Below are 22,373 nucleotides of genomic sequence, written 5' to 3'. Positions count from 1 at the left end.
ACCATGTCCACCACACAGACCTCTAAATTCATGACCCGCTCCCTGCCCCGCGCCCTGTTTTTGGTCGCGGCTCTGGGCCTGACCGCCTGTACCAATCCGGGCCGTTTTGGGGATGGCGGCGCCGGTGCGGGCGCCAATGGTTATGGCGCGGATGGCGCGATGGCTGGCTCTGCCTCTGATCCGAAATCGGTTGCCTATTTCAACCAAACCGTGGGTGACCGCGTTTTGTTTGCCATCGACCAATCGACCCTCTCGCCTGAGGCGCGCACGATTTTGGCAGGCCAAGCGACATGGCTTTTGGACAACCAAGGCTATAGTGCGATCATCGAAGGCCACGCCGACGAGCAGGGCACACGCGATTATAACTTTGCACTCTCTGCTCGCCGCGCCGCTTCGGTTCAGGAATTCCTGATCAGCCAAGGCATCAACCCCTCGCGCCTCAAAACCATCCCCTATGGCAAAGAGCGCCCGCTTGCGGTCTGTTCGGATGAGAGCTGCTATTCGCAAAACCGTCGTGCTGTGACCGTCCTGGCGGCGGGCGCTGGCGTCAGCTGAACAAGACAATAGAGAGAGGGTGAGAGCGATGAAACGCGTGATCTTTGGGGCGGCACTTGCCTTTCCATGCTGGGCGGGGCGGGTTTTGCCCAAAACGCTCAAACCTTGGCCGATATTCGCCAAGAAGCGGCGGTGCTGTCGGTGGAAATTGCCAAACTCAAACGCGAATTGTCGACCACAGGCGCGCCCAACACGCAGTTTGCGGGCGCGTCCACGTTGGAACGTGTCGACCTGATGGAGGCGGCTTTGGCCAATCTCACGGCCAAGGTCGAAGGGTTGGAGTTTCGCGTCGATCAGGTGGTGAAAGATGGCACCAATCAGTTGGACGATCTGAACTTTCGGCTCTGTGAATTGGAAAGCGGCTGTGACGTCGGATCGCTGCCGCCGCTCACGCCTCTCGGTGGAGCCACGGGCGCAAGCGATGTGGTTGTCACCGGACCGGGGTCTGAACCCGCGATGGAGGGGGGCGGCGATTTGGCGATGGCCGAACAATCCGATTATGACACCGCCATGGCGCTTTACACCGATGGTGAATACGCGCAGGCCGCCACGGCATTCGCCAATTTTGCCCAAAGCTATACCGGTGGATACCTGACCGGAGAGGCGCATTTTATGCGTGGTGAATCCTATGCGGCTTTGGGCCAAACGGCGGATGCGGCCCGTGCTTATCTCGATAGTTTTTCCGGCAGCCCCGAAGGCGACCGGGCCCCTGATGCGCTTTTGCGTTTGGCCGGATCTTTGGGCAAGCTCGGTCAGGTCGATAAGGGCTGTGTGATGTACCGCGAGGTGCAATCGCGTTTTCCTGGGTCTGATGCCGCCAGTGCAGCGGTGAGAGAGGCTCAGACGCTTGGCTGCCAGTAGGCTCCAGTCCAATGGGACGCCCCATCCATGAGTGAGGTCACTGCAAAGCAGGCGATGCTCAAGCATTGTGTGGCCACCGCCTTTGCCTATGACAAGCCCGACCAGCTCGCAGTGGCGGTGTCGGGTGGTGGCGACAGCATGGCTTTGCTGCATCTGATGGCGGAATGGGCCGAGGACGAAAAAATCCGCCTTTGGGCCGTGACGGTCAATCATGGGTTGCGGCCTGAGGCTGCGGAAGAGGCGCGGTTTGTCTCTGAGGTGGCGCAAAAACTTCAGGTCAAACACACCACGCTCACTTGGACCGGCTGGAGCGGGCAGGGCAATCTGCAAGACGCCGCCCGTCGTGCCCGGTACCGTTTGATGACAGATTGGGCCAAGGCCCAAGGCATCAATACCATTGCTCTGGCCCACACCGCCGACGATCAGGCGGAGACGTTTTTTATGCGCCTCGCGCGCGCTTCGGGCATTGACGGCTTGACCGGGATGCAGCGCCGAAGGGTCTCGGACGGGATCACATGGGTGCGGCCTTTGTTGATGCAGGAGCGGTTTGAGCTGCGGCAATATCTGCGCGATTTGCGTCAGCCGTGGATTGATGATCCGAGCAATGACAACGAAGCCTTTGACCGGATCAAGGCGCGCCGCGCCATGGAAGAACTCAGTAAACTCGGCATCGACGTCCACGTTGTTGGCCGGGTGATGGACCATTTGGGACAGGTGCGATCGGCGCTTGATTTCGCCACGCATGACCATGCGCTCGACTGTGTGAGCGAAGATCAGGGCGATTTGATCCTCAATCGACGCCGTTTTGCCGAGGGGGCACCGGAAATAAACCGGCGTCTTGTCGCCCATGCCCTGCGGTGGATTGCCTCGGCTGACTACGGTCCAAGGGGGATGAAACTACAAGAATTCCTGTCTGCGATGATGCGCGGGCGCGATGCGACCCTGCATGGCGTACGGCTTTTGGGCGGCAAAGAAAGCTTTCGATTGACCCGCGAACATGCCGCGGTGGCCCATACTGTGGCGGTTCCGGGGACGGTCTGGGATGGGCGATGGATCGTTGAAGGTATTGAGGATAAAGGACTAATCGTGCGTGCTCTGGGTCAGGACGGATTGTTGCAACTGGGGGAGTTGCCAGACGGTGCGCCGCCGCGCGAAACGCTTTCGGCTTCGCCTGCGGTGTTTGACGGCAATACGTTGATTTCAGCCCCGCTTGTGCGTTACGGCCCCGCCACCTTGCGGTTGGCCCAACCAAAAGGCGACTTTTTTACAACGCTTTTATCGCATTGAACTTAGCCGCCCGATGCCTATTTTAGAGGAAAGGCTTTCGCGCAAGCGGGGGCGTCCAAAATTTCGAGGAGATCCCCCTTGGGTAACGCACGCAATCTTGCCTTCTGGCTCGTGCTTCTGATGCTCGTTCTGGCCCTGTTTCAGGTGCTGGGCGGCAATCAATCGTCGATGTCATCTGACGTCGTGTCCTATTCCGAGTTCATGTCGAAGGTTGATGATGGCTCGGTCTCCGCAGTCGATATTGACGGCGAGCGGGTCTATTTCACCGGTGACGACAACCGCCGCAAATATGCGATCAACCCGGGTGACAACACCTTGGTCAAAGAATTGGTCGACAAAGGCGTGACGGTGAAAGGCGAGCCACAGGAAGAAAGCGGCTTGATGCCGATCCTGATTTCCTTCCTGCCGTTCATCTTGATCATCGGCGTTTGGATTTTCTTCATGAACCGGATGCAGGGCGGCGGTAAAGGTGGCGCGATGGGGTTTGGCAAATCGAAAGCCAAACTTTTGACCGAAAAGCATGGCCGCGTGACCTTTGATGATGTCGCGGGCATTGATGAGGCGAAAGAGGAACTCGAAGAGATCGTCGAATTCCTGCGCAACCCGCAAAAATTCTCGGCCCTTGGTGGTAAGATCCCGAAAGGCGCTTTGCTTGTTGGTCCTCCGGGCACGGGTAAAACCCTTTTGGCGCGGGCCATTGCCGGTGAGGCGGGCGTGCCGTTCTTTACGATCTCTGGTTCCGACTTTGTTGAGATGTTTGTCGGTGTCGGTGCAAGCCGGGTGCGCGACATGTTTGAACAGGGTAAAAAGAATGCGCCCTGTATTGTGTTCATCGACGAAATCGACGCCGTCGGTCGCTCGCGTGGCGCAGGCTACGGTGGCGGCAATGATGAGCGCGAACAGACGTTGAACCAGTTGCTTGTGGAAATGGACGGGTTTGAGGCCAACGAAGGCATCATCATCGTTGCCGCAACCAACCGTCCTGACGTGTTGGACCCGGCTCTGTTGCGTCCCGGTCGTTTTGACCGTCAGGTGCAAGTGCCGAACCCGGACATCAAAGGCCGCGAAAAAATCCTCGCCGTTCATGCGCGCAAAGTGCCGCTCGGCGCCAATGTCGACCTGCGCATCATCGCGCGCGGCACGCCGGGCTTTTCCGGTGCCGATCTGGCCAACCTCGTGAACGAGGCGGCTTTGACCGCCGCCCGCATCGGTCGCCGTCAGGTGATGATGGAAGATTTCGAGAACGCCAAGGATAAGGTCATGATGGGGGCGGAACGTCGCTCCATGGTGATGACCGAGGACGAGAAAAAACTGACAGCCTATCACGAAGCGGGCCACGCCATTGTCGGCCTCAACGTGCCGCAGCATGATCCGATCCACAAGGCGACGATCATCCCGCGCGGTCGGGCTTTGGGTCTGGTTCTGTCTTTGCCGGAACGCGATCAGCTTTCGGTCAGCTACACCAAATACACCTCCAAAATCGCCATGGCGATGGGCGGTCGTGTGGCCGAAGAGCTGATCTTTGGCAAAGAAAACGTCACTTCTGGTGCGTCGTCTGACATCCAACAGGCCTCGCGGATTGCCCGCGCCATGGTCACGCAATTCGGCTTTTCCGAAGAGTTGGGCTATGTCGATTACGCCAACGAGCAAGACAGTTATCTTGGCAATTACGGCGGCGGCACCAACCATTCGGGCGCGACGCAAAAGCTGATCGACGATAAGGTCAAAGAGATCGTCGACACCGGCTATGCCACGGCAAAACGCATTCTGACCGAGAAAGCGCAGGAGCTTGAAAACCTCGCGCAGGGGCTTTTGGAATACGAAACCCTCACGGGCGTTGAAATCCAGAAAGTGATCGCAGGCGAGCCGCTCAATCGCGGTGACGATGACGACAGCTCAACCGGGCTTGGCAATACGCCCTCTGTGATGGCGATTCCGAAGACGACGAAAAAGCCAAAGGGCGACAGCGGGATGGAACCTGAACCCTCCGCGTAAGACCGGCTTCAAACTCAAAGAAACCGCGCCTGTGAGAGGCGCGGTTTTTCTTTGGGCGACAAGAGGGCGCGCGGGGCTTTCGCCTTTTGGCCTCGCATGTTAAAGCGCGTTTGAAAGGACCCTCATGACCCTCAAACCTCCCCAAGACATCGCGACCATGGCCGAGTTGCGCCAGCAGATCGACCAGATCGACCGCGAATTGATTGCGCTTTTGGCGACCCGTCAGGCCCATGTCGACCGCGCCGCGGAATTGAAGCCCGGCGAGGGGATGGTCGCGCGGATTGAAGCGCGGGTGTCGGAGGTCTTGGATCGGGTCGCTCAGAGCGCGCAGGAGGCGGGGTTTGATCCCGATCTGGCGCGCGGCATGTGGTCCCAGATGATCGAAGCCATGATCGCACGCGAAGAGCGCGTGATCGGAACCGGAGAAGAGTAGATGAGTGCAACCTTGATCGACGGAAAAGTCTTTGCCGCCTCCGTGCGTGACAAAGTCGCGATCCATGTGGCCCGCCTCAAAGAGGCGATGGGGGTGACGCCGGGACTGGCGGTTGTGCTGGTGGGCGATGATCCCGCCTCCGAGGTCTATGTACGCTCCAAGGGCAAAATGACCGTCGAAGTGGGCATGAACTCCTATGAGCACAAACTCTCCGCCGAGACCTCAGAAGCCGACCTGTTGGCGCTGATCGAGGCGCTCAATGCCGATAAAGATGTGCATGGCATCCTTGTGCAATTGCCGTTGCCGGGCCATCTCAACGAGGCTTTGGTGATCAACGCGATTGACCCGGCCAAGGATGTCGATGGGTTTCATATTTCCAACGTCGGCCTGTTGGGGACGGGGCAAAAGGCCATGGTGCCCTGTACGCCGCTTGGGTGTTTGATGATGCTGCGTGATCATCATGGTTCGCTGTCGGGGCTCAATGCCGTGGTCATCGGGCGTTCGAATATCGTCGGCAAACCGATGGCACAGCTTTTGCTTGGCGATAGCTGCACGGTCACCATCGCCCATTCGCGGACCAAGGATTTGCCAGAGGTGGTGCGCAGGGCCGACATCGTGGTGGCCGCCGTGGGGCGGGCAAATTTCGTTCAAGGCGATTGGATCAAACCGGGTGCCACGGTGATTGATGTGGGCATCAACCGCATTCCTGCGCCGGAAAAAGGCGAGGGTAAATCGCGCCTTGTCGGGGATGTCGATTTCGCCTCGGCCTCCGACGTTGCGGGCGCGATCACCCCAGTGCCCGGCGGCGTCGGCCCGATGACCATCGCCTGCCTTCTGGCCAACACATTGACCGCCTGTTGCCGCAGTCACGGCTTTGCCGAACCCGAAGGCCTTACCGCCTGAGACGGCGTTTTAGAGGCCCCTCGGGGCCTCTGTTCGTCTCACGCGATCGGTTTGAGCCCGCGCATCATTTCACGCACCACTTCGGGCAGCGACGTATCCGCGCCCGTCGGCGCGGCATCCAACGCGCAGGTGACATCCTTGACCAAAATGCCCAGCGTGTTGTCCGGCTCAAACCCGTGTTTGGCAAATTCGATTTGATCAAAGCGCGAGGTAAACCAATTCTGCCCCGTCGCGGTTTCGATCAGGCCCAATAGCTTGCCGCGATCGACGCCGGTCTGATCGGCCCAGTCCAACACCAGCCGCGACATGGCGGTGTGCGAGGCGCAGAGCAGGTTGTTCAATACCTTGGTTTGCATCCCGTCGCCAAAGCCGCCCATGTAGTGAATGTTCTGCCCCATTGCCTCAAACAGAGGCATGAGCGCGGTGACATCCGCTTCTTCTCCACCGATCATAAAGGCCAACGTGCCCTCGCGGGCCCCCACCTCGGCTCCCGACATCGGCGCATCGACAAGTGCGATATGGGCGGGGATGCGGGCGCGTAGGCCGCGCACATAGTTGGGGGAGAGCGTGGAGCAAATCACCACGGTTTTCAAATGCGGCGCGCGGCTGACAAACCCTTGCGTGCCAAACAGAACCTCGTCGGTCTGATCCGCATCGCGCACTACCGTAAGCAAAGTCTCAAGCTCGGTGGCAAAGGCGGTCGCATCCGAGGTAACGGGCAGGGAGGGAAAGTCGCTCTCGGGGCGAATGTCAAACCCATCCGCTTCAATCCCTGCTGCGCGCATGTTGGCTAACATGCCACGGCCCATCCGGCCCACGCCAGCAATGCCGATTTTCGTCATACAATATCCTCCCTAAGTTGTGGAAAGGATGACCGTGCCGCGTCGCTTTGAAAAGCGAAACCTGTGCGTCTTTTGTCCGAAAATATCCCGAGGGTCTGCGGGGGCTGGCCCCCGCATCCTGCCTCAATGCGCGAAGTCGCTTTCTTCCACGAACATGTTCGCCCAGGCACGGTCGATCAACTCAGGAGTCATCTGGTAGGGGATGCCCTCGAATTCGCAGATCGAAATGATCTGATCAATCAAAAACGTCGGTTGGTAGTTGGCGTAGACATTGTCGATGGTCGGATATTTGCTTTTCAACAGATAGAGCAAAGAGGCCTCATCCAGCGGCATCTTTTTCCTGCGGGCAACCATGGCGAAGATTTTGAGAAAGCCCGCCTGATCCGGCCCGTCGATTTTAATCTTATAAAAAATCCGGCGCAACGCGGCGGTATCGAAAATTTTGTTCGGATGGAAATTGGTGGAGAAAATCACCAAAGTGTCGAACGGCACTTCGAATTTTTCCCCCGATTGCAGCGCCAGAATATCTTTGTTTTCCTCAAGCGGCACGATCCAACGGTTGACCAGTTTTTGCGGTGGTTCCTCTTGGCGACCAAGGTCGTCGACGATGAAAATCCCGCCGGTGGATTTGAGCTGAAGCGGCGCTTGATAAGTGCGCGCAGTGGGGTTGTAAACCAGATCCAACATGTCGAGCGACAGCTCGCCGCCTGTGATCACCGAAGGCCGCTCACAGCGCACATAGCGGCGGTCAAAGCGGTTGGCGGTGCGACGCAGAGCGGTGGCCTCATCCTCGGCCTCCTCGCGTTTCACATGCATCAACGGGTCATAGACCGTGATGACCGAGCCGTTATATTCAATCGCGCGCGGCACATAGATCAGATCGCCAAGGGCGTCACGAATGCCGTTCGAGATCGAGGATTTCCCGTTGCCCGGAGGCCCATACATCAGGATAGAGCGCCCCGCACCCACGGCAGGCCCGAGTTGATCCAACAGCATTGGCGGCAAGATCAAATGCCCCATCGCCCCCAAAAGCGCGTCCCGCGTGACCTTCATGTTTCGAACCGATTGGCGTTTGACCTGTTCGGCATAGACCTCAAGCGGGATCGGCATCGCGCCGTAATATTCGGATTGTGACAGCGCGTCCAAAGCGCGCGCCTTGCCGGTGTCCGAAAGGCGAAATCCCATCTCAGACCCCGCGCCCGCGTGTAATGTGCCGGTGGCTTCGATCAACCCCTGTTCGCGCGCAGTGTCGACCAAAATCTGGGTCACAGAGACCGGCAGGGCCAGAGCAGAGGCCAGACGAGAGACCTGTTCGAGATGGGTGCGGAACATGGTTTTCAACACGATGTCGCGCATCATCACCGGAGACAGCCCAGTGTCACTGACCTGACGCGGGGCGGGTGGGGCGATCACATTGGGCGTGGTTTCCATGTTCATCTGATGCTCTGATCCCTCGGTCGCACTGGCAGACCCCTTTGGTGGGGTTCGGATGTTTTCTTGGCGCAACTGTACGAATCCCCGCGCCCAAATGCCAACATTTTCACGCGCGCGACCCGAGTGGCCTTTGCATTTCGAGTGTTTGGCCATAACCTTTCGCAAAAATGAATAAGGCAGGCCCGATGACGAAGATTTCCCCGCTAAAATACGCGGCATTTCTCGCGATTTTGATCCTTATCTTTGGCGGTGCAGGACTTGCCAAGGGCGGGCTCTACATCGGTAGGCATGAGGGCGACACGGCGCATATGATCGAGATTGTGATGCGGATGCTCCAAGGCCAGATCCCGCATCTTGATTTCTCAACGCCGATCGGAATTTTCGCTTTTTTGCCGGCTGTCAGCTTTGCCAAGGCGGGTCTCGGGCTAGGCCAGGCGTTTATTGCAGGGCAGGTTTTGGTTGCTGTGCTTTTGGCTCCGATGGTGGCCCGGGCGGCTGTCTCGCGGCTTTCTGGCCTGACCGCTTGGGGCTTTGGCTTTGTGACGGTGAGCATGATCCTGTCCCTGGTGCATGGCGAAAATATCACCGCGCTTTCGGTGTCGATGTATTATAATCGTTGGGCTTGGGCTGCGGCGTTCATCGCCATTCTTTTGGCTGCTTTGCCGCCGCGTGACGATGCGCAGGCTCCGGTGTTGGACGGGATGATTGTGGGCGCGATGTTGGCCGCTTTGGCCCTTTTAAAACCCACGTATTTCGTCGCTTTTGTCGGCCCGATTGCGATTGCCTTTGCGCTGTGCGGCGCATGGCGCAGCCTGTGGATTGGGGTGCTCACCGGGGCGGCAATCGCGGCCCTGATGGTGGTGCTCTACGGCGTTGATTTCTTTCCGGCCTATGTGAATGATTTGTTATCTGTGACCCGCTCAGACACGCGTGCGGCCCCAGGCGTGCCACTGATGGAGGTGATCAATGGGCCACGCTTTATGATTGCTACTTTAACGCTGATCCTGTCGGTGATCGTGCTCAGACAGGCCGGGCAGGACCGGGCAGGTTTGGTGTTGTTTTTACTTGCGCCGGGCTTTGTCTACGTCACCTATCAGAACTTTGGAAATGATCCCAAATGGTTGATGTTGCTGGCCATTTATCTCTTGGCATTGCGCCCGGAGACAGGTCGGCGGGTGGTGTTCAATGCCGATGCGCGCAATGCCGTGGCGGGGCTGGCTTTGGTCTCTTTCGCGCTGATCACACCGTCGTTTCAAAACATCGTCACCAGCCCGTTTCGCCATCTCGCCACCAGGGCCCTGGACTATGCGCCACAGTTTAAAACCCGCCCTGAGCTGCGCGATGTTTTTGTCAAAACGCAACGCACGGCGACGGTTTTGGGCCGGGTGGTCATGGTCGATGATCTGCCGCAACTCGCGCCTTATGTGGTCGAAGATGACCTGTTCAAACCGGTGACGTTTTTGGGCGAGACCTTGCCGCGCTGCACCCTGCAATCGGGGGATGTGGCGATGCACAGCTATATGGCGGATCGGTTGAAACAGCCGCCGTTTAATTTCCCCCAAGACAGTCAGTTTTTTGTCGCGGATATCGCCTCGGGCATTTGGATTTTGGGCGGGTTTGAGCCGCTCAAAGGTGGGGCGCCTTGGTACTATTCGGGCACGCCGGGGATTGAAAATGCCGATGCCATCATCATACCGACCTGTCCGTTGGATACCGAAATTGAACGCAATGCTTTGGCAGCCCTTGAGACCGCGGGGCTGGTGCTGCGCCCGCCTTTGCGTGACGATACGATGCTGGTCTATCCGATTGTGAAGTGAGGGTGGCTTAGCGAAAACCCGCAAGCGCCAGATAGCAGATCATCGTGCCCGCAAGCGCCAATCCCATTGGGAATTTCTTGTGCTCCCACGACACCCAATCCGGGGTGGCGCGGCGCACAACCGGCATCGCACGCAAGGCCCGGTGGGCCACAAACGCACCCAGTAAAAATGCCGCAAACAGCGACAGGACCAGCGTGGCATCCGCGAGCGGGATGAACATCGACATGGCAGCGGCAAATTTACCGTCGCCTGCGCCAACGCCAAGATAGGCAAAGGCCAACATGCCGACAAAATACATCACAACCCCATGGGCAAAGCCCCAAAGATATTGCTCAAACGGCAAAACGAAAGGACCGAGGACCACATAAATCAGCCCCAAAGCCAGAACCACGGGGTTCGGCAATTTCATCCGTTTCAAATCATTGAAAGCGGCGATGAAAGACACAAGGGCGACCGGCAGCAAAAACCAAAGCGCAGCCGAGGCGGGCAGGGTGATCATCACGCGCTCTTTAGAGGTTTGAGACGTTGGATTCGAGCGCGCGCAGGCTGCGCACCGCCGCTTCGAAATGCTGCGGATGGGTGTCGATGGCCTCTTTGATCAACCCTTTGCCGATGGTCACATCGCCCGCTTTCACCGCCGCAAGGCCGAGGGTGTAAAGCAACTGCGCCCGCTCCACTTGCGTGGCTTCCATCACCGGCAAATCGTATTTGCCCTGCGCGCCACGGGCGAGGATCAGGTTGTTTTTGGCGGTGAACAGCGAGGGATCATAGGTGATCGCCTGAGCAAAGAGTTTTTCGGCCTCTTTGTAATCGCCACGGGTCAGTTTTGAGTAGCCCCAGTTGTTCAAAACACCGGAGGGTTTCGTGGTCAGGCCAACGGCGGTCTGATAGAAACTGTCGGCGTTTTTCCATTCCTGATTGCTGTCGGCCACCATCGCTTCGAGGCGGTAGCGTTTATAGGTCTCATGGGTTGGCGGCACGCTATCAAGCTGTGCTTCGGCGCCTTTCCAGTCCCCTGTACGGATCAGCGCGTCGGCATAATCCACGCGGTCATCCAAGGTGGCGTCTTCATGGGCTATCACGACTTTCCAAGTTTTCACCGCCGCCTCATTTTGACCGGCCCGGACAAAGGACATGGCCAAGCCGCGCTGAAGATCAATCCGGTCCGGATTTTCGCTTGAGGCGCGCATGAAATAGGACACGGCTTCGTTCGGGTCGGCCGCATTCAGCATGATGTCGGACAGGCCTGTGCCATCAATCGCGTTGACCGACGTGTCGGCGCGCCGCACATCCCCGCCAAAGGGTTTTTGACAGGCTGAAAGGGCCAGCGTACTCGCAACAGCGAATGTGATCACGCAAATTTTGCGACTGGAAAGACTGGTCATGGTGCCTGCCACCTCTTTTTAACTGCTCTGTTCGCATCTTGTCGGTTTTTATCAGGCCGGTCCGTTTTCGGATCTCAGGCCCACCGTTTAGCGCGCAAGGATAAGATACTCTCCTGTCCCGCGTCGCACCAAGACGAAATCGCTCTCATCCTCGGGAATATACGCAGGATTTTCCAATTTTGCGAGCGCCAAGCGTAAATTATCGCGAATTTCGGCAGATTGGCCACTGTCGAGCGCATAGGCGGTGCGGAACACCCGCTCGGCTTCGCCATATTGGCCGGTCTCCATCAACACGACACCGAGGTTGTTCCAGGCGGGCACAAAGTCGTCTTCGATCTTGATGGCTTTGCGCAGATCGCTTTCGGCTTGCCCCAAACGCCCCAGCCGTAGTTTAGCGGAGCCAATGGCGGAGAGCGTATCGACGGTCATGCCTTGGTGGGCGGCGGCGCGATAATAGGCCTTGAGCGCCAGCTCATATTCGCCCGCCGCCATCAAACGATGCCCGACCAAAAGCCCATCAACCGACGCCTCAGAGGTTTTGACACCGACCGGGGCATAGGGTCCGGCATCTTTCAAAGGTTTCAGGCCGCCAGTGTCACACGCGGACAGCGTGGCGGCCAGAAGGGCGAGGGTCAGCGCGGTGCTCGTTGGACGAAGAGGGCGGCGCGAAAAGCGGTGAGACATGGTGTCCCTTGTCGGTTGCGGCGGCTTTATGGCGAGATCAGAATTCGGTCTCGTTGAGCAGCGTGTAGATGTCATAGACCGACGGGCCGATCAAAATGATCAACAGCGGTGGCACGGTCAACATCATTGTGGCAAGGGTCATCTTGGTAGGCAACTTGTTTGCAGTCTCTTCGGCGCGCATCACGCGTTTATCGCGCATTTCACCCGCATAAACACGAAGCGCATCGGCAATTGAGGTGCCGAATTGTTGCGACTGTATCAGGACAGTGACGAAAGAGGCCACATCGGCCACACCACAGCGTTCGGCCATGTCTTTGAGCACGACGGATTTGTCTTTACCGGCCTTGATCTCATAGGACACGATTTCAAATTCATCGGCAAGCGCAGGGAAGCCGGAGCGGATTTCACGGGCCACCCGGATGATGGATTGGTCCAGTGATTGCCCGGCTTCGACGCAAACCAGCATCAAATCGAGCGCGTCGGGAAAGCCGTTGATGATTTCCTCTTTGCGCGCTTCGATCCGGCGGGTGACCCAATATTTCGGTGCCATATAGCCGATACAGGCGGGCAAAAGTACGGTCAGGATCAGGGATTTCGGCGTCATCTCCTGTTGGGTGGACTTGAGCATGGCGTAGAGCACGCCAAAGGCCAAAGCGCCGAGACCAAGGGCAAATTGCGAGAAGTGAAAAATCCGTACAGCGTTTTTGGAGCGATAGCCGGCCTGGATCATCTTCAGTTGGGCGGCGGAATATTCTTCCTCGTCTTGCGGCTCAAGAAAGGCAGAGTATTTGGCCAGAGAGGCGCCCTTGCTATTGTCTGTGCGCAGTTTGGCGGCCTTTTTGCCACCATTGGGTTTGGCCGCGTCCGATTGTGCGCGCAGGCGATCCATCGGGTCGTTCTTTTTCTTCAAAAGCGTTGGCAGGGCGATCAAAATCAGGACGGCGCCCAAAGTTCCGATCAGGATCAGCGTACCAAAGGGGCCAAGTTGATCGCCGAGGATGGATGTGAAAATCTGTTGCATGATCTGTGTCCTGTCGGTGTCAAACCTTGATGTTCACAAGGGAACGCATGACGAAAAGATTGGCGATGAGAAAGCCTGCGACGATCAGACAGGCGGGGATAAAGACCGCAGTGTCTTTGACGGTGTCAAAGTAGGTGGGTTTGGTCACTGAGATGAGGATGAGCGCACCGACCGGGAAGGCTGACAAGAAATTGCCCGACCATTTCGCCTCGGCGGTGATCGCTTTCACCCGGCGGAACAGTTTGAAGCGCGAGCGGATCACTTTCGAGAGGCCTTCAAGCACCTCGGCCAAGTTGCCGCCCGATTGCTGTTGGATCGCCACGGCCACGGCCAAAAAGCGCAAATCCTGCATGTCGAGCCGCTCGGCCATGTCTTTGAGCGCTTCCCCGACGTCGCGACCATAGGCGCTCTCGTCCGCGATGACGCCCATTTCGGTGCCCAAAGGATCGGGGACCTCTTTGGCAACAATCGTCAAAGCATTGGAAAACGGGTGACCCACACGCAAGGAGCGCACCATCAATTCCACCGCATCGGGCAGTTGCTCTTCGATCATGGCAAGGCGCTTTTTGGCCTTGCCCTGAATCCACACGAACACGCCGCCGATGCCCATGGCAACCGACACGGCCACGCGGATTGGAACGGAGGTGGCGGTGCCGATCGAGAGACCGACAAAGGCAACCATGCCCAAAAAGCCCATGAGCATGATCAGTTGCGGCGGCGAAAAGGCGATATTGGCCTTTTGGGCCTTTTCGGCCAGGATCGAATAGAGCGGGATTTGCCGCGATTGCAGGTGTTGACCCATCTCTTTGCGCAGCTGATTGAGCACTGCTTCGCGGTCGCCCGTGCCTTTTTCCAAAAGCTCAAAGCGGCGGTTCACTTTGGAATTCAGCGAAATGGATTTGCCGAACACCGTCAGATAAATCCCCTCGACCAAAAGGAGCACGGCGATGAAAATGACGCCGTAGATGAGCGGTTCTATGGACAGGACCATGGTGTCAAACTCCTATATCAGCGGGGGGTTGTGGGTTCAAAAATGGAATGCGGCAGGTCATAGCCCCACATGCGGAAGCGTTCGGAAAAGTGGCTGCGCACACCCGTCGCGGTGAAATGGCCGATGATTTTATTGTCTGGCGTGAGGCCCGTGCGTTGAAAGCGGAAGACCTCCTGCATGGAAATCACATCGCCTTCCATCCCGGTGATCTCGGTGATCGAGACCATGCGGCGCGAGCCGTCTTGTAGGCGTGAGGCCTGCACGATCAGGTTCACAGCCGAAGAGATTTGCGATCGCACCGCTTTGAGCGGCATTTCGATCCCGGCCATGGCGATCATGTTTTCCAGGCGCGACACACCATCGCGCGCCGAGTTGGCGTGGATCGTGGTCATCGAGCCATCGTGGCCGGTGTTCATCGCCTGCAACATGTCGATCACCTCTTCACCGCGGGTTTCCCCGACGATGATCCGGTCCGGACGCATCCGCAAAGCGTTGCGCAAACAGTCGCGCTGGGTCACAGCACCCTTGCCCTCGACGTTCGCCGGGCGGCTTTCCATCCGACCTACATGGGTCTGTTGCAATTGAAGTTCGGCGGTGTCTTCGATCGTCAGAATGCGTTCGTCATTGTCAATGAATGAGGACAGCGCATTGAGCGTGGTGGTTTTCCCCGACCCCGTACCGCCCGACACGATGACGTTGAGGCGGGTCGAGACGGCAGCCTGAAGATAGGCGGCCATTTCTTCGGTAAAAGCGCCAAAACGCACCAGATCGTCAATCGCCAGTTTTTCTTTTTTGAACTTACGAATGGAGACGAGCGAGCCATCGACGGCCACGGGCGGCACCATGGCGTTGAAACGTGAGCCATCTGCGAGACGGGCGTCAACATAGGGGTTGGATTCATCGACCCGGCGCCCCACGGCGGAGACGATTTTGTCGATGATCCGCAACAGGTGTTTTTCGTCTTTGAACGTGATGTCCGACAGCATCAACTTGCCGTTGCGCTCGACGAAAATTTGTTGTGGGCCGTTGACCAGAATATCGTTGACCGTGTCGTCTTTCAAAAGCGTTTCAAGCGGGCCGAGGCCACGCACCTCGTCATAGAGGTCTTGGTTCAGCGTCAGGCGTTCGTCGCGGTTCAGGACCAAGCCCTGATCGGCCAAAAATTCTGCAGTGATTTCAGTTATTTCCGCCCGAAGTTCCTTTTCACCCGCGGTTTCCAAGGCGCCCAGGTTGAGGTCTTCCAACAGGCGCTTGTGCATCTCGACCTTGATGTCGCTCAGACGTTCCTTGCGGCGGCGTTCCTTGTCCTGCGGCACGACCTGTGCCGCTTGGATGGATTCGCGGCGCAGGGACTTGGAGGCCACGGCCGCTTGCGGCGCAGACACAGCGGGTGCGGAAGCGGATGGTTTGACGGCGCTCGGTTGAGCCGCCGATTTTGCAACCGGTTCGGCCTTTTGGGTCTCGGACTTTTTGTATCTCGAAAACATCTGATCGTTCCTCAAGGCCCCGGCAGGGGCATTATTTATTCCGCAGCTTCAAGCTGTTCGGTTTGATGCGCGTGAATGGACGCGGCAAGTTTTTGGATTTCTTTGCGCAGCGGGTTCTTGGTGGCTTCAATGCCCAAAGGCAGACCCTGATCACAGGAATCGCGCACCGGGCGACCGCCGTCGGGGAATTGCACATCCACCGAAATCTCAAGATTCTCGGCCATGCGTTTGGTGCGGGCTTTGGCCGACAAATCCATGCTTTTGGGCGCGCGATTGAGCAGGAAGCGCAGTTTTTCAAACGGCAATTCTTCGGCGCGCAAAGCGGTACGCAGGCGCAAAATGTTTTGGGCCGAACGTAGGTCCAACTCAAAGGGCGCAAAGTAAAAATCGGCGGCGTTGAGCACGGTTTCGGTCCAGCTCACAAGCACTGTCGGCATGTCGATCACGACATAATCAAACAGTGCTCGCGCCTTGGCCAGAAGCCGTTCCACATCCTGCGCCTCGATGAAATCGAGCGGCAGGATTTCCGGTGGCGCGGTCAGAACCGACAATTTGTCGTTGAAATTCATCAACGCGCCCTTAAAGGCATCGTCATCCATGATGTCGGTCGAAGACAACAACTCATACACGGCCTCGCGGCGCGGCAGGTCGAGGTAGGTCGAAACCGAGCCGTATTGCAGGTTGAAATCCATCAACAGCACACGCGGTTGCGGGCCTTTCTTTTCAATATTCGCCAATTCCCACGCGAGGTTCACGGCGATGGTCGAGGCCCCGGCACCCCCGGCTACGGATTGCACCGGCAGGACAATGCCATTGGCGCCTTTTGGCGCGGCGGGGGCGGGGTGTGTGGCGTCGATAAAATCGACGGCTGCGATCTTGCGCGGGGCATCAAGGCGCAGGATGGCATCGTGAAGCGCATTTTCGGGAAGCGGGTAGGGGATGAAATCTTCGGCCCCCAATTGTAGCAATTGGTGCAACGCCATCGGCGAGACTTCGTCGGCGATCAGGATGACCTTAACACCTTGAATCTTTGCAGATTTGATCAAGTCGGCGATCATGGCCAAAAGGCCTTCGTCCTCTTGATCAAGGGCGATGGCGACAAATTTCAACCCGCCGCTTTCTGGCTGGCGGAAAAACTGTCTGGCATCCTCAAAGGATAGATCGCCCCAGGATTCACCCAGTTCGCTTTCCATGTCTTCGATCAAAAGATCGAAGTTTTGCACGTCCCGGCTGACGGTACAGGCCACAAGTGGGGCCGGGTCGTTGTGCAATGCAGTTTCACTCGTCATTGCTTTTATGCGTCCTTTTATAGAACGCCAGCGTCACATGAGACGAGATCCTTTCAAATGAAAAGCCCGGCTCTGATCCTCTGGCGCGTATGCCCGACTCGCGTGTCGGACAGACTGCTCCCATTGAGGATAAGATGCCGGGCAACTGGGGCAACAATAGGGCCGAAATCGCGTAATAATTCGCTAATTCGGGACGATGTTGCCGATTGCTTACTGACCTGGGTCGATTTCACGCGCACCAAAATCGACCAGTTCGGACGGTGCAGTGGCGCTTTCGATATATTCGCGGTGAATGATCTCGGCGTAACGGCTGTCCATGACCAGTTTGGCGTTTTCCACAAAACCAGAGACTTCGGTCACGGTGCGGCGGTTCTTGCGCTCCGGGTCCTGCGTCACGATCAGCGGTTGGGTTTCGCCGTAAGACACCATCGCCTCAAGCCGCGACCGTGAAATGCCGTTGCGGGCAAGTTCCGCGACCACAGCCTTGGCGCGTCTGAGGCCAAGGGATTTGTTGTAGCTGTCAGAGCCAACAAGATCGGTGTGACCATAGACGCGGAAGCGCACTTCGGGGAATTGCGCCATATAACGCGCCTGTTTGCGGATTGCATCGCGCGCCGCCCCGTCCAAGATCGCCGAGTTGAATTCGAAATTCACGGTTGTCGGCACTTCGGCGGCAAAGCGTTCATTCAAATCAATCACGTAGCTGAGTTGCCCAGTTTGCACGAGCGTGTTGTTCATGGTCGAATTGCCAAAGGTGCCGTTGTCGACGTAGCCGCCGGCCTCTTGATACCAAGAGGAAAAGACTTTTTGATCGGTACAGGCAGCAAAGGCGAGAAGGGCAGAACCCGCGAGTGTCAGTTTTACAGTCGAGCGCATGTTCTTACTCCATCACATAGCCGTAGGACCCGGAGAAGTCCTGTTTCGCCACTTCAGCAGCGGCGCCGGATTTGGGAGCCGAGGTGCCGCCGAAGGTTTTGCCAAACAGGAACAAGTCGCTCTCGGTCGGGATTTTGACCCGATCCGTCGGAAGCGCGAGGGCCATGCTGTTGACGGGGGTGACCAGATGGGCGGTGACGATGATCACCAATTCAGACTGACGGCGCGAATAATCGGTCGAGCGGAACAGCGCGCCCAAAACCGGAATGTCGCCCAACCATGGCACCTGACCGACGAGATCTTCGAAATCGTCTTGCAACAGGCCTGCGATGGCAAAGCTTTGCCCGTCGCGCAGCTCAACCGTCGTTGAGGTTTCGCGGCGTTTGAAGGAGTTGAGGGTAAAGCCATCGACCGAATAGTTGACGGTGGAGTCCACACCCGACACGGCGGCGCGCATTTCAAGGTTGATCTGATCGCCATTGACCACCCGGGGGATGAATTCAAGTTCAACACCAAAGGGTTTGTAGTCGATGTAGATGCCGTCATTGTCCGACACCGGGATCGGATATTCGCCACCGGCCAGAAATTTGGCCTGTTGACCCGAAAGCGCGGTCAGGTTGGGCTCGGCCAAGGTGCGCACGACGCCTTTTTCTTCCATGGCTTCCAGCAGGATCGACAATTCCGTTCCACCAATTGAGCCGCCGATGGTCATCGCGCCAAGCGTGCCTTCTTTGACCATGACTGCGCCGTTCTCTGTGATCTTGGTCGGCGTGTTATCCGCACTCAGCCAAGTGCCTGTGCTGCTGCCGATGTTCGGGCCGATGGAATTGATCGAAGCGGACAGATTTTTCGACACGGAGCGCGACATTTCGGCAAAACGCACTTTCAACATCACCTGTTGGGTGCCGCCGATGTTCAACAGATTGGACACGCGGCCCGGCGCATAGCGTTCGGCCAGCTCAACCGCGCGTTCCATCATTGTCACCGAGGTGATCACGCCCGACAAAACGATGCCGTCATTGGCCGTGCGCACTTCGATCTTTTCATTCGGCATGATCTGACGCAGGCGCTCTTTGAATTCGGTGACATCGGGGGTCACCTGAATTTGCACGTTGGTGATCAGCGATCCGTCCGGGCCCAAAAGCGTCATGGTCGTCAACCCCGGAGACCGGCCCAACACATAGATCGAGCGATCCGAGAGGGTCGAGATATCCGCGATTTCGGCATTGGCCACAGAAATTTCCGCGAAAGGTTCGTCACTTTCGACCACGACCGCGCGGTTCATGGGCACGTTTAGGACGCCCGAGGGAGAGCCGGTCATGACACGAAGTTTGTCAGCAAAAGCCCCTTGGGGCATTGCTCCGATAACAGCACACCCCAAAAGGGCTGCCTTAAACATATTCAACATTTTCATGTGATCCTGCCTCTGTCGACCACGCCTCAAAATCGGACTCTTTTGGTCCACTTGCTGGAACCATGTGTCAATTTCCGTTTTTTTGCAAGAATCAATCTGTTGAACGCTGTTTGTGATGTGGATAAGTCACAAGGTTTGTGTGAAATATTGAGTGTTATCGAGCAAGGTGACGAAATAAAGACGGCTGGGTGTCCCGCCGTCTTTGGTCTTTTGCACCGGCCTGATCAGTTTGAGCAGGGGATCGGCATTTCGATGATCTCTGCGCCTTTGCGGGTGCGGACCGTGCACACCTGATCTTTCGGCTTTTCGGCGATGATCTGTTCTTCAGCAATGCCCAAAAGCGTGCGCTGGTCCACTTCGACCCCACCAACGATGGTGTCGTCGTTGCGTCCGACCAGCGAGAGGGACAAACGGCCGGAGCTTTGAGCTGTGGCCAGCCCTGCGACTTGGGTTGGAGTGGCTTCGACGGTGACGGTGCGGGCGATGGTGGAGGATTGGCGTTCCCCGTTTGCTGTCTGATCGACGGCCACCAAGGGGATTGAGGTCAGGATCAATTTGGTCGAGTCAGAGCTGGACCCCGGCAATTGACCAGTCCAATAGATGTCAACACGGTCGCCCGGACGCAGCAGGCCAGAGACGCCTGTCGACACGTCCACCTTGATCGCAAAAGCCCGCATCCCTTTCGACAGGCGCGTGGCCACGCCGGCGTCTTCGCCAGGGGCGCTCAATTTGACCGCCATCAGCGGTTCCATCGGCTCAATGGCACGCAGAGCGACGCGGGGCGTATCCGGGCCTTCGGGGAAAAGGTCTTCTTCGGTGCGAAACACACCCTCTGGCATGGCTTCGACCGGCCATCTGACCTTTTTGACCATCTCTGTCGTGATCGGGTCGCCAAAGTTGATCAAGGCAGAGGTGACAAAAATCTCTTCCGTTTGGATCATCTGGGCCCGCATCTCTTTTTCGCGGTTCAACTCGGCCTGATAGGTGGACATATATCCTCGGGTCATATGGACGGCGAACCCGGCCAATGCGATCCCAATCACGAGAACCAATCCGAAAATAATACGCATCATGTCTTTCCTTTGCTTCCGGGGTTTGAGGTCGCTTTCAGCGGCCACCCCTTATGCTCCATCCAGCCACCGTGCCGATCAAATGAGGCATTTTGGTGATCGCCGGGCGGCGAGGATGTGAATTTTTTCGTGTTTCGGGACAAAGCGGGTAAAAGGACCGGGTTGTCTTTTTACCAAAGCGCAGATTTGTACCGCGACTTTGCGCAATAGGAAAGCCGCGCCCTGTCCCAGAGCGCGGCTTTTGATTTTGTCGCCATGGCCCGAGGGCCAGAGTGTTTAGTAAGCCACAACAGAGCGTGTTGCGAGATCGCCGGAGATGGTGTTGCCGAGGGCTTTGGTGCCGCCGGACACGGAGGTCAAAACGGCGATGCCGAGGCCGACAACAGCGGCGGTCAGAACAACCCAGTCAACGGTCACAGCACCGTCTTCGTCGCGGGAGAATTTGTTTGCAAATTTGAAGAATTTCATTGGTGTTACTCCAGATACGAGATGGGATTAGTAGGTGACAACAGAGCGTGTTGCGAGATCGCCGGAAATGGTGTTGCCGAGGGCTTTGGTGCCGCCGGACACGGAGGTCAAAACGGCGATGCCGAGGCCGACAACAGCGGCGGTCAGAACAACCCAGTCAACGGTCACAGCACCGTCTTCGTCGCGGGAGAATTTGTTTGCAAGTTTGAAGAATTTCATTGGTGTTCCCTCCAAGGATACATTTCGATTTTTTCCACGTCTTAGCGTTTGGAGCGTTGGCGTTTCCCGTGCCGTGTGTCGCTCTGTCTTGCTTTCGATGAGGCTATATGGCCTTTGAACTGGGGCAGGAGTTGGGCAGCATTGGTACGTTTTTGGACCCTCGAAAATTTTAGAGGGTTTTCAATTTAACATATTGAAACTATACAATAAAAAATTTTAACTATTTTGGATAAAAATGCTTTTTTGGTGTTTTATCGGTTAAAATTCAAATTTGATTGAGTCTGATTGTCGCTAAATCACTGGCAGAACGGCATGATTTTTGCCAAACTGGGGTCAATCAAAAGCACGCGAAGCCAAAGACGTGCCAACCCCGAGCCGTAAAAGTCAGAGATATGTTCATGATCACCGCAGTCGTGCGCAGGGTTTGCGCCGTCGGGTCCAAGGCGGGTGCCGCGCTGGCGCTGGCATCTTTTCTATGTGCAGGCGCTTGGGGGACGTCCAGTCTGGCACAAGAGGCCGACCCAGAGTCCGCGCCCACGGCCTATGTTCCGCCCCCGCCATGGCCTGAGGTCAAGCCCAAGCGCATCGGCGTGCCCACGGGCGGGGCGGGCAATCTGATCACGGTGCAAATCCGACCCGGCATGAAAACCGTCAAAGCTCCACCCAAACCGACGGCTGTATCTGAGGGCCTGCCGGACGCCGCCAGCGCGGATTTGATGGCGTGGTATTGGAACGCGGTGCCGCATGATCTGTTTGGTGCAGGCCCCGAACGGTTCGGCGCGGCTTTGGCGGCGCTGGACCAGTCAGAAGCGCGGGCCGTGCCCAGACCCAGCTTTCAACAGATCACCGATCTGGCCAATCGCTATGGCACGTCGTTGCTGTTGCATTCCATCGGCACCAAGGTCAGCCCGGCTTTGGCGCTGGCGGTGATTTCGGTTGAATCTTCGGGGAAAGAAGACGCCGTGAGCGGGGCAGGGGCGCAGGGTCTGATGCAGCTCATCCCAGACACCGCCGCGCGGTTTGACGTCGATCCCACAGACCCGGATCAAAACATCAAAGGCGGCATTGCCTATCTCGATTGGCTGATCACCGAATTCAACGGCGATGTGGCGCTGGCGCTGGCCGGGTATAATGCCGGAGAGAACGCGGTTAAATCCAACAACGGTCCGCCGCCTTACGCCGAAACCCGCGCCTATGTCCCGAAAGTCTTGGCGGCGTGGCAGGTGGCCAAGGGGCTTTGCGTGACCCCGCCAGAGCTTTACTCGGATGGCTGTGTGTTTGCCACCAATGCCGTGCGGGCGCAAAACTAGCAGATATGAAAAAAGGGGCCGCGAAGGCCCCC

At 57.4% G+C, this 22,373-nt stretch carries 22 protein-coding genes; 8 read left to right on the top strand and 14 right to left on the bottom strand.

Going from position 1 to position 22,373, the window contains the following annotated elements:
• Positions 1 to 30 precede the first annotated feature (30 nt).
• The 6 genes from C8029_RS03695 (at position 31) to folD (ending at position 6,034) form a co-directional block, all read left to right on the top strand.
• A complete protein-coding gene (locus C8029_RS03695; protein ID WP_040402739.1) occupies positions 31 to 555 on the top strand; it encodes a peptidoglycan-associated lipoprotein in 525 nt (174 codons plus the stop codon).
• 66 nt (positions 556 to 621) lie between these two features.
• A complete protein-coding gene (gene ybgF, locus C8029_RS03690; RefSeq protein WP_152002256.1) occupies positions 622 to 1,416 on the top strand; it encodes a tol-pal system protein YbgF in 795 nt (264 codons plus the stop codon).
• A gap of 27 nt (positions 1,417 to 1,443) precedes the next feature.
• The gene (gene tilS / locus C8029_RS03685) at positions 1,444 to 2,703 is read left to right on the top strand and encodes a tRNA lysidine(34) synthetase TilS (RefSeq protein WP_152002255.1); all 1,260 of its coding nucleotides are present in this window, start codon (positions 1,444 to 1,446) and stop codon (positions 2,701 to 2,703) included.
• Positions 2,704 to 2,781: 78 nt separating this feature from the next.
• Entirely contained in the window at positions 2,782 to 4,698 is a 1,917-nt protein-coding gene (gene ftsH, locus C8029_RS03680) for an ATP-dependent zinc metalloprotease FtsH (protein ID WP_009573131.1), read from the top strand.
• A 124-nt stretch (positions 4,699 to 4,822) separates the two neighbouring features.
• Entirely contained in the window at positions 4,823 to 5,131 is a 309-nt protein-coding gene (locus C8029_RS03675) for a chorismate mutase (protein WP_009573132.1), read from the top strand.
• A complete protein-coding gene (folD, locus tag C8029_RS03670; RefSeq protein WP_009573133.1) occupies positions 5,132 to 6,034 on the top strand; it encodes a bifunctional methylenetetrahydrofolate dehydrogenase/methenyltetrahydrofolate cyclohydrolase FolD in 903 nt (300 codons plus the stop codon). It begins immediately after the preceding gene.
• A 38-nt stretch (positions 6,035 to 6,072) separates the two neighbouring features.
• Here the strand turns inward: folD and C8029_RS03665 are convergent, their stop codons facing one another.
• Positions 6,073 to 6,876 (bottom strand): NAD(P)-dependent oxidoreductase, encoded by an 804-nt coding sequence (locus C8029_RS03665; protein WP_152002254.1) that lies wholly within the window; start codon positions 6,874 to 6,876, stop codon positions 6,073 to 6,075.
• 123 nt (positions 6,877 to 6,999) lie between these two features.
• Positions 7,000 to 8,313 (bottom strand): DUF8689 domain-containing protein, encoded by a 1,314-nt coding sequence (locus C8029_RS03660; protein WP_040402741.1) that lies wholly within the window; start codon positions 8,311 to 8,313, stop codon positions 7,000 to 7,002.
• 182 nt (positions 8,314 to 8,495) lie between these two features.
• Here C8029_RS03660 and C8029_RS03655 point away from each other — a divergent pair, with 182 nt between their 5' ends.
• A complete protein-coding gene (locus C8029_RS03655) occupies positions 8,496 to 10,127 on the top strand; it encodes a hypothetical protein (protein WP_009573136.1) in 1,632 nt (543 codons plus the stop codon).
• A 7-nt stretch (positions 10,128 to 10,134) separates the two neighbouring features.
• On the opposite strand, the gene C8029_RS03650 is transcribed toward C8029_RS03655, so the two are convergent.
• The 12 genes from C8029_RS03650 to C8029_RS03595 form a co-directional block, all read right to left on the bottom strand.
• On the bottom strand, positions 10,135 to 10,626 hold the full coding sequence (locus tag C8029_RS03650; protein WP_009573137.1) for an A24 family peptidase: 492 nt from the start codon (positions 10,624 to 10,626) through the stop codon (positions 10,135 to 10,137).
• A 10-nt stretch (positions 10,627 to 10,636) separates the two neighbouring features.
• On the bottom strand, positions 10,637 to 11,512 hold the full coding sequence (locus C8029_RS03645) for a tetratricopeptide repeat protein (RefSeq protein WP_009573138.1): 876 nt from the start codon (positions 11,510 to 11,512) through the stop codon (positions 10,637 to 10,639).
• Between the two features lie 87 nt (positions 11,513 to 11,599).
• Entirely contained in the window at positions 11,600 to 12,196 is a 597-nt protein-coding gene (locus C8029_RS03640; protein WP_152002253.1) for a tetratricopeptide repeat protein, read from the bottom strand.
• Positions 12,197 to 12,233: 37 nt separating this feature from the next.
• Positions 12,234 to 13,217 (bottom strand): type II secretion system F family protein, encoded by a 984-nt coding sequence (locus tag C8029_RS03635; protein WP_152002252.1) that lies wholly within the window; start codon positions 13,215 to 13,217, stop codon positions 12,234 to 12,236.
• A gap of 19 nt (positions 13,218 to 13,236) precedes the next feature.
• Positions 13,237 to 14,208: a type II secretion system F family protein gene (locus tag C8029_RS03630; RefSeq protein WP_009573142.1), complete on the bottom strand. Its 972-nt coding sequence runs from the start codon at positions 14,206 to 14,208 to the stop codon at positions 13,237 to 13,239.
• Between the two features lie 17 nt (positions 14,209 to 14,225).
• The gene (locus tag C8029_RS03625; protein WP_009573144.1) at positions 14,226 to 15,695 is read right to left on the bottom strand and encodes a TadA family conjugal transfer-associated ATPase; all 1,470 of its coding nucleotides are present in this window, start codon (positions 15,693 to 15,695) and stop codon (positions 14,226 to 14,228) included.
• Positions 15,696 to 15,730: 35 nt separating this feature from the next.
• Positions 15,731 to 16,984 carry a CpaE/TadZ family protein gene (locus C8029_RS03620; protein WP_009573146.1) on the bottom strand — a complete coding sequence of 418 codons (1,254 nt, stop codon included), beginning with the start codon at positions 16,982 to 16,984 and terminating at the stop codon, positions 15,731 to 15,733.
• A gap of 210 nt (positions 16,985 to 17,194) precedes the next feature.
• Complete coding sequence (locus C8029_RS03615) at positions 17,195 to 17,860, bottom strand: OmpA family protein (protein ID WP_009573148.1); 666 nt, start codon at positions 17,858 to 17,860, stop codon at positions 17,195 to 17,197.
• Between the two features lie 4 nt (positions 17,861 to 17,864).
• A complete protein-coding gene (locus C8029_RS03610) occupies positions 17,865 to 19,274 on the bottom strand; it encodes a type II and III secretion system protein family protein (protein WP_009573150.1) in 1,410 nt (469 codons plus the stop codon).
• A 224-nt stretch (positions 19,275 to 19,498) separates the two neighbouring features.
• Positions 19,499 to 20,344: a Flp pilus assembly protein CpaB gene (gene cpaB, locus C8029_RS03605; RefSeq protein ID WP_009573152.1), complete on the bottom strand. Its 846-nt coding sequence runs from the start codon at positions 20,342 to 20,344 to the stop codon at positions 19,499 to 19,501.
• 276 nt (positions 20,345 to 20,620) lie between these two features.
• The gene (locus C8029_RS03600; protein WP_152002251.1) at positions 20,621 to 20,812 is read right to left on the bottom strand and encodes a Flp family type IVb pilin; all 192 of its coding nucleotides are present in this window, start codon (positions 20,810 to 20,812) and stop codon (positions 20,621 to 20,623) included.
• 27 nt (positions 20,813 to 20,839) lie between these two features.
• Positions 20,840 to 21,031, bottom strand: coding sequence for a Flp family type IVb pilin (locus C8029_RS03595; RefSeq protein ID WP_107720229.1), 192 nt, complete (start codon positions 21,029 to 21,031; stop codon positions 20,840 to 20,842).
• Positions 21,032 to 21,429: 398 nt separating this feature from the next.
• Between C8029_RS03595 and C8029_RS03590 the strand changes: the two genes are divergently transcribed.
• Entirely contained in the window at positions 21,430 to 22,341 is a 912-nt protein-coding gene (locus C8029_RS03590; protein WP_100220057.1) for a lytic transglycosylase domain-containing protein, read from the top strand.
• Positions 22,342 to 22,373: the final 32 nt, after the last annotated feature.

It is taken from the genome of Roseobacter sp. TSBP12, assembly GCF_009129705.1.
GTDB classification, from domain to species: Bacteria; Pseudomonadota; Alphaproteobacteria; order Rhodobacterales; family Rhodobacteraceae; genus Celeribacter; species Celeribacter baekdonensis_A.
The sequence above is the reverse complement of the archived record's forward strand: the minus strand, read 5'-3'. Positions and strand labels throughout refer to the sequence as shown.